We start from the raw sequence: 16,182 nt of genomic DNA on the forward strand, positions 1-16,182 counted from the left end.
GCGTCCAAAAAAGCATTCCCACGCAGAGCGTGGGAACGATCAGACAGGGTAATGGAGTGCTTAGAGGACCGACGCGGCCGCAACGGCCTTCGGCTGGCGATACAGGTCTAGCAGCACCTGATCCAACACCGACGAGGCTCCCCAAGGCTTGGAGTCGTTGAGAATCGCCACCACCGCCCAGGTATTGCCATTGTTGTCGCGGCTGTAGCCGGCAATGGCGCGTACGGTGTTCAAGGTGCCGGTCTTTACGTGGGCTTCGCCGCGCAGGGCGGTGGTTTTCAGGCGTTTACGCATGGTGCCGTCGGTGCCGGCGATCGGCATCGAGCTGATGTACTCCGCCGCATAAGGACTTTTCCACGCCGCTTGCAGCATGGCCGCCATTTCGCGGGCGCTGACCCGTTCGGCGCGGGACAGGCCGGAGCCGTTTTCCATCACCAGGTGCGGCGCGGTGATGCCTTTCTTGGCCAGCCACTGGCGCACGACACGTTGCGCGGCCTTGGCATCGTCGCCATCGGCATCGTTGCGAAACTGTGCACCCAGGCTCAGGAACAACTGCTGGGCCATGGTGTTGTTACTGTATTTGTTGATGTCACGGATGATCTCCGCCAGGTCCGGCGAGAAGGCGCGCGCCAGCACCTTGGCATCCTTGGGCACCGGTGCCTGGATATCACGGCCCTGGATGGTACCGCCCAACTCTTTCCAGATCGCCCGCACGGCGCCTGCGGTGTAGGTGGCGTGGTCGAGCAGCGACAGGTAAGTCTGCGAGCTGCAGCCATCACCCAATTGGCCGCTGACGGTCACGGTCACGCTGCCGTCGGCGGCGGTCACCGGGCTGTAGCGCACGTCACCGGTGCACTGCTTGGCGTTGGTGACTTTCACCTGGTTGTCGATGCGAATGCTGGCAATCGGCGGCTCGACCGATACGATCACCCGCCCCGAATCATTGCGGGTCACGAAGCGCAAGGCCTTGAGGTTGACCAGCAAGGCGTCGGGCTTGACCAGAAACGGCTTGTTCTCATCGTTGCCGTCGTCGTTGAACTCGGGTAATTGCGGCTGGTTGAAGAAGTTACGGTCCAGGACCAGGTCGCCGGTGACTTGCTGCACGCCATTGGCGCGCAGGTCGCGCATCAGCAGCCAGAGTTTTTCCATGTTCAGCTTGGGATCGCCGCCGCCCTTGAGGTACAGGTTGCCACGCAATACGCCGCCGCTGAGGGTGCCATCGGTGTAGAACTCGGTCTTCCACTGATGGTTGGGGCCGAGCATTTCCAGGGCCGCGTAAGTGGTGACCAGCTTCATGGTGGAAGCCGGGTTCACCGAGACGTCGGCGTTGAAAACCGTAGGGGTACCAGGGCCGTTCAGGGGCAGCATCACCAGGGACAACGCGGTATTTTGCAGCTTGGCTTTCTGCAAGGCCTGCGCAACGCTGGGTGGCAGGGTGTTATTGACGGGAGCAGCGGAAACGGAAAAGGCCAGGGGCAAGACAACACTGGCAAGTAACACTGAACGCAAAGATTTGATCATAAGAAATAAAACCCTACTGCTGAGGAGGGTGAAAAAGGCGAGGGGTACGGAAGAAAATCCCTCATTGGTCACGAAAGTGTCGGCATTATGCCCCAAGCTGGCGCTGCTTGTAGCTGAACGATAGCCGCTAATTGCGGTTTTTTTGCGCGCATTTGCCCGTCGGTCCCAGAGAGTCGGGCAATTGCCGCCTTAAACTGCTAAAGTGCCGCCCGTTAATACTTATGAGGATTGTTCCAATGGCGACTAACCGTTCCCAGCGTCTGCGCAAAAAACTGTGCGTTGATGAATTTCAAGAGCTGGGTTTCGAACTGAACCTGGACTTCAACGAAGGCCTGAGTGAAGAAGCTATCGACGCTTTCCTCGAAGCATTCATCAAAGAAGCCATGGAAGCCAATGGCCTGGGCTATGTCGGCGGCGATGACTACGGTCTGGTTTGCCTGCAAAAGCGTGGCTCGGTCTCCGAAGAGCAGCGTGCTGCGGTCGAAGCCTGGCTGAAAACCCGTTCCGAGCTGACCAAGGCTGAAGTCAGCCCGTTGCTGGACGTGTGGTATCCGGAAAAGCCGATCAACGCGGCTAAGTGATACTGAAAAAAACGGCGACCTGAGGGTCGCCGTTTTTTTATGCCTTGCGCCAATTCAGAATCAGCAGCGTCAACACCCCCGCCACAATCCCCCAGAACGCCGAACCGATGGAAAACAACGTCAAGCCTGACGCCGTGACCATAAAGGTAATCAGCGCCGCTTCCCGTTCCTTCGGCTCATTCATGGCGATGCTCAAGCCATTGATGATCGAGCCAAACAACGCCAACGCCGCAATCGACAGCACCAGTTCCTTGGGCAGGGCTGCGAACAGTGCTGCCAGCGTGGCGCCGAATACCCCGGCAATCCCATAGAACACCCCACACCACACCGCAGCGGTGTAGCGCTTGTTGCGGTCTTCATGGGCGTGCGGCCCGGTGCAGATCGCGGCGCTGATCGCCGCCAGGTTGATGCCGTGGGAGCCGAACGGTGCCAGCACCAGTGACGCCAGGCCGGTGATGGTGATCAACGGCGAAGCCGGCACGGTGTAGCCATCGGCCCGCAGCACGGCTACGCCGGGCATGTTCTGCGAGGTCATGGCCACCACGAACAGCGGGATGCCGATGCTGATGGTCGCCGCCAGCGAGAAATGCGGCGTGGTCCACACAGGCGTCGCCACCTCCAGATGAAAGCCGCTGAAATCCAGCAGCCCCATCAGTCCTGACAAGGCGGTGCCGATGAGCAAGGCGGCCAGCACGGCATAACGCGGCGACAGGCGCTTGATGATCAGGTAGGTGAAGAACATCCCCAGCACCAGCCCGGTACGATGCTGGGCGGCGACAAAAATTTCGCTGCCGATCTTGAACAGAATCCCGGCCAACAGCGCCGCCGCCAATGACGCCGGAATCCGCTTGACCAGTTTCTCAAAGCTGCCGGTCAACCCGCAGAGCGTCACCAGTACCGCGCAGGTGATGTAGGCACCGATGGCCTCGCCATAGCTCACGCCGCCCAGGCTGGTGATCAGCAGCGCCGCGCCAGGGGTGGACCAGGCGATGGTGATCGGTGTGCGATAGCGCAGGGACAGGCCGATGCTGCACACCGCCATGCCGATGGAAATCGCCCAGATCCACGAAGAAATCTGCGCGGTGGTCAAGCCGGCGGCCTGGCCGGCCTGGAACATCAGCACCAGGGAGCTGGTATAGCCGGTCATCATGGCGATAAAGCCGGCGACGACGGCTGACGCAGAGGTGTCGGCCAGCGGGCGCAAGGGCGCTTGGGTGGCGTCGGTCATGGAGAGGAGTTCCTTATTGCCGGGAATTTGCCGCTGGCGGCTCTGATTCAAGCCTAAACTCAAACGTAACGAGTCATTGCAATACAGCCGAGGCCGCAAACAGCCGTACAGTGTGTTGGCGCAGTGGGTTGTGTACAATGTGCGCTGTTTTTAGGTGATACTTGCCAGCGACACGCTGTTGCCGTATTACCGTTAATTCGCCGTTCTCAAACCCGAGTGCTCATGAACGAACAGTTGCAACCTCTCAAGAAACAACCGCGAGCCGGCAAGGCCGGTCGCAGCGGAACCCAGGACGATATCGTCTATGCGCATATCTTCGAGGCGATCCTTGAACAACGCCTGGCGCCCGGAACCAAATTGAGTGAAGAGGCACTGGGCGAGATCTTCGGCGTGAGCCGCACCATCATTCGCCGTGCGCTGTCGCGCCTGGCCCATGAAAGCGTGGTACTGCTGCGGCCCAATCGCGGTGCGGTGGTTGCCAGCCCAAGCGTCGAAGAAGCGCGCCAGGTGTTCATGGCACGGCGCCTGGTGGAGCGGGCGATCACGGAGTTGGCGGTGCAGCACGCCACGGCCGAGCAGTTGGCCGAGTTGCGCCAGATGGTCAACGACGAGCGCGACAGCTTCTCGCGCGGTGATCGCGGCGCCGGTATCCGTCTCTCTGGCGAATTCCATTTGAAGCTGGCCGAAGCCGCGAAGAACGCGCCGCTGATCAGCTTCCAGCGCAGCCTGGTGTCTCAGACGTCATTGATCATCGCTCAGTACGAAAGCGGCAACCGCTCGCACTGTTCCTACGATGAGCACACCCAGTTGATTGACGCGATCGAAGCCCGGGATGCGACGTTGGCGGTGAACTTGATGATGCATCACATGGATCACATCGACAGCAAGCTCAACCTCGATGAAGAGAGTGCGTCGGATGATTTGCATGCGGTGTTTTCGCATCTTTTACAGACTAAAAAACCTGGGCGCTCGTCTGTAAAGTTGTAAACCCAATCAAATGTGGGAGCAGGCTTGTATGGGAGCCGGGCTTGCCCGCGATGCAGGCGCCGCAGTGTATCAGTTACACCGCGGTGATGTTATCGCAGGCAAGCCAGCTCCCACACAAGCCAGCTCCCACATTGGTTGTATGTAGCTTGAATCAGCGCTGGTGCACCAGTTGCCCGGCTGCATAGGTCTGCAACACCGTCCGGTCATCCCCCAACGTCATCAGCACAAACAACGTCTCGGCAATGTTACTGGCCTGTTTCAGGCGATAGCTCAGCAGCGGCGTGGCGTTGTAATCCAATACCAGGAAGTCTGCATCGGTGCCTGGTTGCAACGTGCCGATCTTGTCTTCCAGGCGCAGCGCTCGAGCGCCGCCCAGGGTCGCCAGGTACAGCGACTTGAACGGGCTCAGCCGCGCACCTTGCAGTTGCATGACCTTGTAGGCTTCGTTCAGGGTTTGCAGCAGCGAGAAGCTGGTGCCGCCGCCCACGTCGGTGCCCAGGCCCACGTTCAAGTTGTGTTTCTCGGCCATCGGCAGGTTGAACAACCCACTACCGAGGAAGAAGTTCGAAGTCGGGCAGAACGCCACCGCCGAGCCGGTCTCTGCCAGCCGTGCGCATTCGTCGTCGCACAGGTGTACGCCGTGGGCAAACACCGAGCGCTCGCCGAGCAGCTTGTAGTGGTCGTAGACATCCAGGTAGCCGTTGCGCTCCGGGAACAGCTCATTGACCCACTCGATTTCCTGCTTGTTCTCGCTGATGTGGGTCTGCATGTACAAATCCGGGTACTCGCCCAGCAGCTGACCGGCCAGCGTCAGTTGCTCCGGCGTGCTCGTAGGGGCGAAGCGTGGCGTCACCGCGTAATGCAGGCGCCCCTTGCCGTGCCAGCGCTCGATCAGCGCCTTGCTTTCCTGGTAGCCGGATTCGGCGGTGTCGGTGAGGTAGTCCGGCGCGTTGCGGTCCATCATCACCTTGCCGGCGATCATGCGCAGGTCGAGTTTCTCGGCCGCTTCAAAGAATGCATTCACCGATTGCGGGTGCACGCTGCCGAACACCAGCGCTGTGGTGGTGCCGTTGCGCAGCAGTTCCTTGATGAAGATATCGGCGACTTCTTCGGCGTGAGCCTTGTCGGCAAACTGGCTTTCACAGGGGAAGGTGTAGGTGTTGAGCCAGTCCAGCAACTGCTCGCCATAGGCGCCGACCATACCGGTCTGCGGCAGGTGGATATGGGTGTCGATCAAGCCAGGGGTGATCAGCGCGTCCTGGTAATGGGTGATGTCGATATCGGCGGGCAGGCTCGGCAGTAGGTCGCTGGCGTGCCCGAGGGCACTGATCTGGCCGTTGTCGATCACCAGCAGGCCGTCCTCGAAATATTCATAAGAGGCTTCGATCCCCACGATGGCAGGGTCGGCGATGCTGTGCAGGATGGCGGCACGGTAGGCTTTGCGAGTCAAAGGCATGATCGTCTCAATTCAGATAGCGTGGCTGCGGCGCGAAGCCGGCAGCAGTTTGGCAATAGGTTCGGCGCCGGCAAGATGCTGGCCGAAATTGGCGTTATAGGTGGCGATGATTTCACCGGCGATGGAGATGGCGATCTCCACCGGAAGCTTGCCCTTGACCTCGGGGAGGCCCATGGGGCAACGCATGCGTTGCAACTGCGCGGCGTCAAAGCCGCGATCACGCAGGCGGTGTTCGAATTTGACCCGCTTGGTTTTCGAGCCGATCAGGCCGAAGTAGGCGAAGTCGTTGCGCTTGAGCAGGGCGGCGGTCAGTTCCAGGTCCAGCGCGTGGTTGTGGGTCATGACGATGCAGTAGCTGCCTGCAGGCAGGTCGGCAATTTCGTCGACCGGCTCTTCGCTGACAATTTTACGCACGCCTTGGGGGATGTGCTGCGGGAATTCCTGCTCGCGGGAATCGATCCAGCGCACCCGGCAGGGCAGACTCGCCAGCAATGGCACCAACGCACGGCCGACGTGGCCGGCGCCAAACACGGCGATGTGCGCCTGCGCCTGGCCCATGGGTTCGAACAGCAGCACGGTCACGCCACCGCAGCACTGGCCCAGGCTGGCGCCGAGGCTGAAGCGCTCCAGATGGGTGTTCTGCTGGCCGCGCACCAGCATGTCCCGGGCGATCTGCATCGCCTTGTATTCCAGGTGCCCACCGCCGATGGTGTCGAAGGTGTGCGCGGCGCTGATGACCATCTTGGAACCGGCGTTGCGCGGGGTTGAGCCGAGTTCTTCGATGATGGTGACGAGCACGCAGGGTTCGCCCTGGTTTTGCAGGGTGGCGAGGGCGCTGATCCAGTTGTCCATGTCTACCTCCAGTCAGATCGTTCCCACGCTCCGCGTGGGAATGCATACCGTGACGCTCAGCGTCACTAGAGCGGACGCACAGCGTCCAGGGCGGCATTCCCACGCGGAGCGTGGGAACGATCAACAGCCTTTGGCGCCCGCAACTGCCGCATCTGTTCACACCCCCACAACACCCGCTCGGGCGTGGCCGGCGCATCGATCCTGGGCTGCTGGCGATAGTCAGCCAAGCTCGCCACCGCATCCTTGATTGCACACCACGAAGCAATCCCGAGCATGAACGGCGGCTCGCCCACGGCCTTGGAATGGAACACCGTGTCCTCCGGGTTCTTGCGGTTCTCTACCAGCTTCACCCGCAAGTCCAGCGGCATGTCGGCCACTGCCGGGATCTTGTAGCTGGCCGGGCCGTTGGTCATCAGCTTGCCCTTGTTGTTCCACACCAGCTCTTCCATGGTCAGCCAGCCCATGCCCTGTATGAAGCCGCCTTCCACCTGGCCGATGTCGATGGCCGGGTTCAGCGAGGCGCCGACGTCATGCAGGATGTCGGTGCGCAGCATTTTGTATTCGCCGGTCAGGGTGTCGACGATCACTTCGCAGCAAGCCGCCCCGAACGCGTAGTAGTAGAACGGTCGCCCGCGTGACTGGCTGCGGTCGTAGAAAATTTTCGGGGTTTTGTAGAAACCTGTGCTGGAGAGCGATACCTGGGCGAAATACGCCTGCTGGATCAACGCCTCGAAGCTCAGGATCTGCTCGCGCACGCGCACATGGCCGTTGCGAAACTCCACGTCCGCCTCGCTTACGTCGTACTTGCGCGCCGCAAATTCCACCAGGCGCTGCTTGATGGTCTCGGCCGCATTCTGCGCGGCCTTGCCGTTCAGGTCGGCGCCGCTGGAGGCAGCGGTGGGCGAGGTGTTGGGTACCTTGTCGGTGTTGGTGGCGGTGATCTGGACGCGGTCGATTTCTACCTGGAATACCTCGGCCACGACTTGCGCGACCTTGGTATTCAAGCCCTGGCCCATCTCCGTGCCGCCGTGGTTCAGGTGGATGCTGCCATCGGTGTAGATATGGATCAGCGCGCCGGCCTGATTGAGGAAGCTGGCGGTGAACGAAATACCGAATTTCACCGGGGTCAGCGCCAGGCCTTTTTTCAGGATCGGGCTGTGGGCGTTGTACAGGCGGATTGCTTCGCGGCGCTCTGCGTACTGGCTGCTGGCCTCAAGCTCAGCGGTCATTTCTTCGAGCATGTTGTGCTCGACGGTCTGGTAGTAGTGGGTAACGTTGCGCTCGGTCTTGCCGTAGTAGTTGGCCTTGCGCACCGCCAGCGGGTCTTGGCCCAGATGGCGCGCGATGGCGTCCATTACCTCTTCGATGGCGACCATGCCTTGGGGGCCGCCGAAGCCGCGATAGGCCGTGTTGGAGGCAGTGTTGGTCTTGCAGCGATGGCCATTGACCGTGGCGTCGCCCAGGTAATACGAGTTGTCGGCGTGGAACATGGCGCGGTCGACAATCGAGTTGGACAGGTCCGGCGAACAACCGCAGTTACCCGCCAGTTCCAGGTTGATGCCGTGCAGTCGGCCGTTGTCGTCAAACCCCACGTCGTATTCGATATAGAAGGGGTGACGCTTGCCGGTCATCAGCATGTCTTCGACCCGTGGCAGGCGCATCTTGGTCGGCTGGCCAGTGAGGCGCGCCACCACGGCGCACAGGCATGCCGGGCTGGCGGCCTGGGTTTCCTTGCCGCCGAACCCGCCGCCCATGCGGCGCATGTCCACGACAATCTTGTTCATCGACACGTCAAGCACTTCGGCCACCAGCTTCTGCACTTCGGTGGGGTTTTGCGTGGAACAGTAGACGATCATGCCGCCGTCTTCGGTGGGCATCACCGATGAGATCTGGGTTTCGAGATAAAAGTGTTCCTGGCCACCGATATGCAAGGTGCCCTGGATACGGTGCTTGGCACTTGCCAGCGCAGTGGCCGAATCGCCGCGCTGGTGGGTGTGGCTGTCGAGCACGAAGTGCTTGTTGCGAAACGCCTCGACCACATCCAGTACCGGTTCCAGGTCTTCATATTCGATCACCGCCGCCATCGCCGCCTTGCGGGCGGTCTCCAGGTCGCGGGCGGCCACGGCCAGTACCACCTGGCCCACGAACTGCACGGTGTCGATGGCCAGCAGCGGGTCGCCGGGCATCAACGGGCCAATGTCTTTCAGTCCCGGTACGTCTTCATGGGTGATGGCAATGCGTACGCCGTCGAAGGCGTAGCAGGGCGCGGTGTCGATGCTGATGATCCGGGCATGGGCGCGGTCGGACATGCGCGCATACAGGTGCAACTGGTTGGGAAATTCCAGGCGGTCGTCGATGTACTGCGCTTCACCGCTGACATGCTTGGCGGCGCTGTCATGCTTGACGCTGCGACCTACCCCGGTGGTGAGGTCCTGGGCAAAGAGTGCGGCAAGTTCGGCCTGGGTTTTTACCACGGCGTGATGGTTAGACATAAGCGGTCACCCGAGTCTCGATGTGCGGCGTTTGCAGTTCGATGAAGTATTTGCGCAGCAGGTTTTGCGCGCTGAGCAGGCGATATTCCTTGCTGGCGCGGAAGTCCGAGAGTGGGGTGAAGTCCTGTGCCAGGGCGGCGCAGGCTTTCTCGACCGTGGCCAAGTTCCAGATGGCGCCCACCAACGCGGCCTCGCAATTTTTTGCGCGTTTTGGTGTGGCGGCCATGCCTCCGAAGGCAACGCGAGCCGCGCTGATCACACCGTTGTCGATGTTCAGGTTGAACGCTGCGCAAACCGCGGAAATATCGTCGTCCAGGCGCTTGGACACCTTGTAGGCCCGGAACAGCGTGTGGCCCTTGGGCACGATGATGGTCTCGATGAACTCGCTGTCCTGGCGCGCGGTGACGCGGTAGTCGATGAAGTAGTCTTCCAGCGCCAGGGTGCGGCGGGTGTTGCCTTTGCACAGCACGATCTGGGCGCCCAGGGCAATCAGCAGCGGCGGCGAATCACCAATGGGCGAAGCGTTGCCAATATTGCCGCCCAGGGTGCCCTGGTTGCGGATTTGCAGGGAGGCGAAGCGCTGCAGCAGTTCGCCGAAGTCCGGGTATTCGTGGTGCAGCGCGGCGTAGCAGTCGGAGAGGGCGGTGGCCGCGCCGATTTCCAGGCGGTCGTCGAACTGCTCGATGCGCTTCATGGCTTCAATGTTGCCGACGTAGATCATCACCGGCAGGGTGCGGTGGAACTGGGTGACCTCCAGCGCCAGGTCAGTGCCGCCGGCCAGCAGGCGGGCTTGCGGGTAGGCGTCATAGAGGTCGGCCAGGTCGGCGACGGTCAGTGGCACCAGGCAGCGCTTGTCACCGCTGTTGAGTTCACCGGTTTGCGTCGGCGCGATGGCTTTGAGGCTGGCGATGGTTTCAGCCTGGCGGCTGTCGAATTGATCCTGGGGTTTGTTGCAGCAGGCCTGTTCGGCGGCGGCGAGGATCGGGCGATATCCGGTGCAACGACACAGGTTGCCGGCCAGGGCTTCATGGGCTTTCTGGCTGTCGGGTGCATCGCTGTTCTTTTGCAGGGCAAACAGCGACATCACAAAACCTGGGGTACAAAAGCCGCACTGCGAACCGTGGCACTCGACCATGGCCTGTTGCACGCTGTGCAGTTGGCCCTGGTGCTTGAGGTCTTCGACGCTGATCAGTTGTTTGCCGTGCAGTGACGACACGAACGTCAGGCAGGAATTGAGGCTGCGATAACGAATCTGCTCGACGCCTTGCTCGTCGGTGTGCAACTCGCCGACCACCACGGTGCACGCGCCACAGTCGCCGCTGGCGCAACCTTCCTTGGTACCGGATTTGCCCACATGCTCGCGCAGATAATTGAGCACGGTCAGGTTGGGGTCCAGGGCGTGCTCGCTACGGAGTTCCTGGTTAAGTAAAAACTGGATCACGGAAGGCCTCGCAGACTCATTATTGTTGTTAACCGCTTTGCGCCGAATCTAGTCATGTCTGACTTTTCGGTCAATGGTTTTCTGACCTAAGGGTCAAGAAAATACGATCACAACACTTTCAATTATGGTCCAGTCTTCTGGAACCGGCGTTTTTGGCGGCTTACAGGCTTTCAACGTTGCTTATTTCGTGCCAAATTCGCCAAGGTGGGCGTAGCGCCATCAGCGGGCCAATGCGCTACACTGCCGCGCTTGTACCGATAGCAGATTTCGAAGGGAAAACATGACGTTCAAGGCGCCGGACAGTCTCGCCGAGCAAATTGCTCACCACCTCGCCGAACGTATCATTCGCGGCGATCTCATGCCTGGGGAGCGAATCCAGGAACAGAAAGTCACGCTGGCGCTCAACGTCAGCCGTGGTTCCGTGCGCGAAGCTTTGCTGATCCTTGAGCGCCGCCATCTGATTGCGATCCTGCCGCGCCGTGGCGCCCACGTCACCGAACTCACCGCGCACAAGGTGCAGAGCCTGTGTACGTTGATGGGCGAGATGTACATCCTGCTCGGCAATGCGGTTGCCGAAGGCTGGCAGACCCAGGCCGACATGGCGCCGTTTCTGCAGATCCAGCAACGCCTTCAATTGAGCCTGGAGCGTGAGGACATCCGCGCTTTCGTCGAAGAAAGCTTCAATGTGATGCGCGCTGCGTACCCCTTCGCCAACAACCCGTATTTGCAGGAAACCGTCGAAAACCTGCAACCGGCGATGAACCGCGCCTATTACCTGGCGCTGGATCAGCGCAAGGCGTCCATGAGCGAGTTCCTGGCGCTGTTCGAGCAATTGCTCGCCGCAGTACTGGCCCGTGACCTGGTGCAGATTCGCCTGGTGCTCACAGCCTATTGCCAGCGCAGCAGTTCGCTGGTCATCGCAGCCTTGGCGGACGCCTAAGCGTGCGGCTCAAGTGCATCAAGTTGGCGGGGTTCAAATCCTTTGTCGACCCGACCACCGTCAACTTCCCCAGCAACATGGCGGCGGTGGTGGGGCCCAATGGCTGCGGCAAGTCGAACATCATCGACGCCGTGCGCTGGGTGATGGGCGAGAGCTCGGCGAAAAACCTGCGCGGCGAGTCGATGACCGACGTCATCTTCAACGGCTCCACCAGCCGCAAGCCGGTGAGCCAGGCCAGTATCGAACTGGTATTCGATAATTCCGACGGCACCCTGATCGGCGAATACGCAGCCTACGCGGAAATTTCCATCCGTCGTAAAGTCACCCGCGACAGCCAGAACAGTTACTTCCTCAACGGCACCAAGTGTCGCCGTCGCGATATCACCGATATCTTCCTTGGCACTGGCCTGGGCCCGCGCAGCTACTCGATCATCGAGCAGGGCATGATCTCCAAGCTGATCGAAGCCAAGCCCGAAGACCTGCGCAACTTTATCGAAGAAGCGGCTGGCATCTCCAAATACAAGGAGCGCCGCCGCGAGACTGAAAACCGTATCCGCCGCACCCACGAAAACCTCGCCCGGCTGACCGACCTGCGCGAAGAGCTGGAGCGCCAGCTCGAACGCCTGCACCGCCAGGCCCAGGCCGCCGAGAAGTATCAGGAATACAAGGGTGAAGAGCGCCAGCTCAAGGCGCAATTGTCGGCCCTGCGCTGGCAAGCATTGAATGACCAGGTGGGCCAGCGCGAAGCGATTATTGGCACCCAGGAAGTCAGTTTTGAAGCATTGGTGGCCGAGCAGCGTAATGCCGACGCCAGCATTGAGCGCCTGCGTGACGGTCACCATGAGTTGTCCGAACGCTTCAATCTGGTGCAAGGCCGCTTCTATTCGGTGGGCGGTGACATTGCCCGGGTCGAGCAGAGTATCCAGCACGGCCAGCAGCGTTTGCGCCAGTTGCAGGATGACTTGAAGGAAGCCGAGCGCGCACGCCTGGAGACCGAGTCGCACCTGGGCCATGACCGTACCTTGCTGCTGACCCTGGGCGAAGAGCTGGACATGCTCACCCCCGAGCAGGAAATCACCAGCGCCGCCGCCGAAGAAGCCGCCGCCGCCCTGGAAGAATCCGAAGCCACCATGCACGGCTGGCAGGAACAGTGGGACGCCTTCAACCTGCGATCCGCCGAGCCACGCCGCCAGGCCGAGGTGCAGCAGTCGCGCATCCAGCAGTTGGAAACCAGCATGGAACGTCTGGCCGAGCGCCAGCGTCGGTTGCAGGAGGAGCGCGTATTGCTCGCTGCCGATCCGGAAGACGCGGCGATCATGGCGCTGAGCGAACAGCTGGCCGAAAGCGAAATGACCCTGGAAGAGCTGGAGGCCAGCGAAGAACAGCAAGTGGAGCGCCTGGAGCAACTGCGCCAGCAATTGCACACCGCGACCCAGGCGCAGCAGCAAGCCCAGGGCGACTTGCAGCGGCTCAATGGTCGGTTGGCTTCGTTGGAAGCCTTGCAGCAGGCCGCGCTCGACCCAGGCACCGGCACCGCCGAATGGCTGCGCGACCAGCATTTGGCCGAGCGCCAGCGCCTGGCTGAAGGCTTGAAAGTCGAAGCCGGCTGGGAACTGGCGGTGGAAACCGTGTTGGGTGCCGATCTGCAAGCGGTGCTGGTGGATGATTTTGCGGGTTTCGACCTGGTCGGGTTTGCCCAGGGCGATTTGCGCCTGCTCAGCCCGGCGCCCGAGGGTGCACGGGTGCCGGGCAGCTTGCTGGACAAGGTCGAGGCGGCGATGGATCTGTCGCCATGGCTGGGCCAGGTCAGGCCCGTGGAGACCCTTGAGCAAGCCTTGGCCCAACGCGGCCAATTGGCGACCGGCGAAAGCTTGATCAGCCGCGATGGTTATTGGGTCGGCCGCCACTTCCTGCGCGTGCGCCGCGCCAGTGAGGCGGAAAGTGGCGTATTGGCCCGTGGCCAGGAAATCGTCAACCTGAGCGCCGAGCGTGAAGAACGCGAAGCCACACTGGAAAGCCTGGAAACCGAACTGCAAACCCTGCGCGCTACCCAGCGCCAGCAGGAAACCGGCCGCGAACACCTGCGTCGGCTGTTGCAGGACGAAGCGCGCCAGCAAGGCGAGTTGAAAGCCCAACTTTCCGCGAGCAGAGCCAAGGTCGAGCAATTGACCCTGCGCCGCACCCGTCTTGACGAAGAAGTGGCCGAGATGGGCGAACAGCGCGCCCTGGAACATGAACAGATCGGTGAAGCGCGCCTGCACTTGCAGGAAGCCCTCGACAGCATGGCCCTGGACACCGAACAGCGCGAGTTGCTGCTGGCCCAGCGCGACAGCCTGCGCGAGCGCCTTGACCGCGTGCGCCAGGAAGCCCGGCAGCACAAGGACCACGCCCATCAGTTGGCCGTACGCCTGGGCTCGTTGCGCGCCCAGCATGATTCCACGCGCCAGGCCCTTGAGCGCCTGGAGATGCAGTCCGAACGCCTGACCGAAAAGCGCGAGCAACTGAGCCTCAACCTGGAGGAGGGCGAGGCGCCGCTGGAAGAGCTGCGCCTCAAGCTTGAGGAATTGCTCGACAAGCGCATGACCGTCGATGTCGAACTCAAGACCGCCCAGATCGCCCTGGAAGACGCCGACCGTGAACTGCGCGACGCCGAAAAGCGTCGCACCATGGCCGAGCAGCAATCGCAGTTGATCCGCGGCCAGCTCGAACAACAGCGTATGGAATGGCAAGCCCTCACCGTGCGCCGCAAGACCTTGCAAGACCAATTGCTGGAAGACGGCTATGACCTGCACGGCGTGCTCAACACCCTGACCGCCCAGGCCAACGAGAAAGACGCCGAAGAAGAACTTGAACGGATTGCCGCACGTATTCAACGCCTGGGCGCGATCAACCTCGCCGCTATCGATGAGTACCAGCAGCAGTCCGAGCGTAAACGTTATCTGGATGCCCAGGACGCCGATCTGGTTGAAGCCCTGGACACCCTGGAAAACGTGATCCGCAAGATCGACAAGGAAACCCGCAACCGCTTCAAAGATACCTTTGATCAGATTAATGGCGGTTTACAGGCGTTATTCCCAAAAGTTTTCGGTGGTGGCAGCGCCTACTTGGAACTGACGGGCGAAGATCTACTCGATACAGGGGTAACGATCATGGCGCGGCCTCCGGGCAAGAAGAACAGCACCATCCATTTATTGTCTGGCGGCGAAAAAGCCCTGACCGCATTGGCCCTGGTATTTGCCATCTTCAAGTTGAACCCGGCGCCGTTCTGCATGCTCGACGAAGTTGACGCGCCGCTGGATGACGCTAACGTTGGACGCTACGCTCGGTTGGTCAAAGAGATGTCCCAGACCGTGCAGTTCATCTATATCACCCACAACAAGATCGCCATGGAAATGGCCGACCAGTTGATGGGGGTGACGATGCATGAGCCTGGATGTTCGCGATTGGTAGCGGTGGATGTGGAAGAGGCGATGGCGATGGTGGAATCCTGAGCCACGCCGGGAGAGAGAATTTACAGCACGCTGTAGGGCGATTTACCGGTCTGGGGAAAGTGGCAAATGGACATATTTGTTCAAGGCATTTTGACAGACGGTGTAAAGTTATCTTTGGTCGTGCTAGTTTAATGTCAATTTTTCGTGTGCGTGGGCAAAACGTCAGTCAGAACATAGAGTTGGCGCCACGTTTTAAAGCGGTTTGCACGGTGCTAAACCCCTTATTTTTCAGCATTTTTTATTAGAGGCACGGGATTACATGGAAATCGGTCTGCGCGAGTGGCTGATCGTCATCGGCATTATTGTCATTGCCGGTATTCTTTTTGATGGCTGGCGCCGCATGCGCGGTGGCAAGGGCAAGCTCAAGTTCCGGCTGGACCGAAACCTGTCCAACTTGCCTGATGACGACGGCGCCGCCGAGCTGCTGGGGCCGCCCCGTGTGCTGGATACCCATAAAGAGCCGCAACTGGACGAGCACGACCTGCCGTCGATGAGCGCCCCGCTGCGTGAAGCCCGCGAGCCGTCGTCCAAGCGTGGCAAGCGCGGTAGCGCGGCGGTTGCCGAGCCGCACCAGGGCGACCTGAACCTCGACGTCGATGATGGCCCGAGCTTCAGCAGCCGCGATGACGATTTCCCGGACGAGACGTCCGCCAAGAGTGCGGCGCGCCAATCGGTCAACGATCAGCCGGCTGCCGAAGAAGTCCTGGTCATCAGCGTGATCTGCCGCGATGCCGGCGGTTTCAAGGGCCCGGCACTCTTGCAGAACATCCTCGAAAGCGGCCTGCGTTTTGGCGAGATGGATATCTTCCATCGTCACGAAAGCATGGCCGGTAACGGCGAAGTGCTGTTCTCCATGGCCAACGCGGTCAAGCCGGGCACGTTCGATCTGGACGATATCGACCTGTTCAGCACCCCGGCGGTGAGTTTCTTCCTTGGCCTGCCAGGCCCGCGTCACCCGAAACAAGCGTTCGACGTGATGGTGGCCGCTGCCCGCAAGCTGTCCCAGGAGCTCAACGGCGAGCTCAAGGACGACCAGCGCAGCGTGCTCACCGCCCAGACCATCGAACACTACCGTCAGCGCATCGTCGAGTTCGAGCGTCGCGCCCTGACACAGAAACGCTGAGGATCGATCTTAAGCGTTGTCTGTAGAATCCGTGCACTAACATATTGAGCAGCTTCGGCTGCTCTTTTGC

Annotated in this window: 11 protein-coding genes; 5 read left to right on the forward strand and 6 right to left on the reverse strand. The window is 60.9% G+C overall.

From position 1 onward, the window contains the following. Positions 1 to 60: 60 nt before the first annotated feature. Positions 61 to 1,521 carry a D-alanyl-D-alanine carboxypeptidase/D-alanyl-D-alanine endopeptidase gene (gene dacB, locus ACTJLA_RS10750; protein WP_314546923.1) on the reverse strand — a complete coding sequence of 487 codons (1,461 nt, stop codon included), beginning with the start codon at positions 1,519 to 1,521 and terminating at the stop codon, positions 61 to 63. Between the two features lie 236 nt (positions 1,522 to 1,757). Here dacB and ACTJLA_RS10755 point away from each other — a divergent pair, with 236 nt between their 5' ends. Beyond that, positions 1,758 to 2,102 carry a YggL family protein gene (locus ACTJLA_RS10755; protein WP_003193255.1) on the forward strand — a complete coding sequence of 115 codons (345 nt, stop codon included), beginning with the start codon at positions 1,758 to 1,760 and terminating at the stop codon, positions 2,100 to 2,102. Positions 2,103 to 2,139: 37 nt separating this feature from the next. On the opposite strand, the gene ACTJLA_RS10760 is transcribed toward ACTJLA_RS10755, so the two are convergent. Continuing rightward, positions 2,140 to 3,330, reverse strand: coding sequence for a benzoate/H(+) symporter BenE family transporter (locus ACTJLA_RS10760; protein WP_057976252.1), 1,191 nt, complete (start codon positions 3,328 to 3,330; stop codon positions 2,140 to 2,142). Positions 3,331 to 3,552: 222 nt separating this feature from the next. Between ACTJLA_RS10760 and ACTJLA_RS10765 the strand changes: the two genes are divergently transcribed. Then, the gene (locus tag ACTJLA_RS10765; RefSeq protein WP_014719469.1) at positions 3,553 to 4,317 is read left to right on the forward strand and encodes a GntR family transcriptional regulator; all 765 of its coding nucleotides are present in this window, start codon (positions 3,553 to 3,555) and stop codon (positions 4,315 to 4,317) included. 151 nt (positions 4,318 to 4,468) lie between these two features. Here the strand turns inward: ACTJLA_RS10765 and guaD are convergent, their stop codons facing one another. The 4 genes from guaD to xdhA form a co-directional block, all read right to left on the reverse strand. Next, entirely contained in the window at positions 4,469 to 5,773 is a 1,305-nt protein-coding gene (gene guaD, locus ACTJLA_RS10770; RefSeq protein ID WP_314546931.1) for a guanine deaminase, read from the reverse strand. Between the two features lie 12 nt (positions 5,774 to 5,785). Then, positions 5,786 to 6,625: a xanthine dehydrogenase accessory protein XdhC gene (gene xdhC / locus ACTJLA_RS10775; RefSeq protein WP_127881131.1), complete on the reverse strand. Its 840-nt coding sequence runs from the start codon at positions 6,623 to 6,625 to the stop codon at positions 5,786 to 5,788. A gap of 65 nt (positions 6,626 to 6,690) precedes the next feature. After that, positions 6,691 to 9,117: a xanthine dehydrogenase molybdopterin binding subunit gene (gene xdhB / locus ACTJLA_RS10780; RefSeq protein ID WP_314546934.1), complete on the reverse strand. Its 2,427-nt coding sequence runs from the start codon at positions 9,115 to 9,117 to the stop codon at positions 6,691 to 6,693. Then, on the reverse strand, positions 9,110 to 10,558 hold the full coding sequence (xdhA, locus tag ACTJLA_RS10785) for a xanthine dehydrogenase small subunit (RefSeq protein WP_054898613.1): 1,449 nt from the start codon (positions 10,556 to 10,558) through the stop codon (positions 9,110 to 9,112). The genes xdhB and xdhA overlap by 8 nt, the downstream gene beginning before the upstream one ends. A gap of 280 nt (positions 10,559 to 10,838) precedes the next feature. Between xdhA and ACTJLA_RS10790 the strand changes: the two genes are divergently transcribed. The 3 genes from ACTJLA_RS10790 (at position 10,839) to zipA (ending at position 16,112) form a co-directional block, all read left to right on the forward strand. Further along, positions 10,839 to 11,498, forward strand: a complete 660-nt coding sequence (locus tag ACTJLA_RS10790) for a GntR family transcriptional regulator (protein ID WP_034128379.1) — start codon at positions 10,839 to 10,841, stop codon at positions 11,496 to 11,498. Positions 11,499 to 11,500: 2 nt separating this feature from the next. Continuing rightward, a complete protein-coding gene (gene smc / locus ACTJLA_RS10795; RefSeq protein ID WP_440841216.1) occupies positions 11,501 to 14,989 on the forward strand; it encodes a chromosome segregation protein SMC in 3,489 nt (1,162 codons plus the stop codon). A gap of 259 nt (positions 14,990 to 15,248) precedes the next feature. Continuing rightward, positions 15,249 to 16,112, forward strand: a complete 864-nt coding sequence (gene zipA / locus ACTJLA_RS10800) for a cell division protein ZipA (RefSeq protein WP_054898611.1) — start codon at positions 15,249 to 15,251, stop codon at positions 16,110 to 16,112. Positions 16,113 to 16,182 lie beyond the last annotated feature (70 nt).

The organism is Pseudomonas sp. 22072, assembly GCF_052046095.1.
Classification (GTDB): Bacteria; Pseudomonadota; Gammaproteobacteria; order Pseudomonadales; family Pseudomonadaceae; genus Aquipseudomonas; species Aquipseudomonas paracarnis.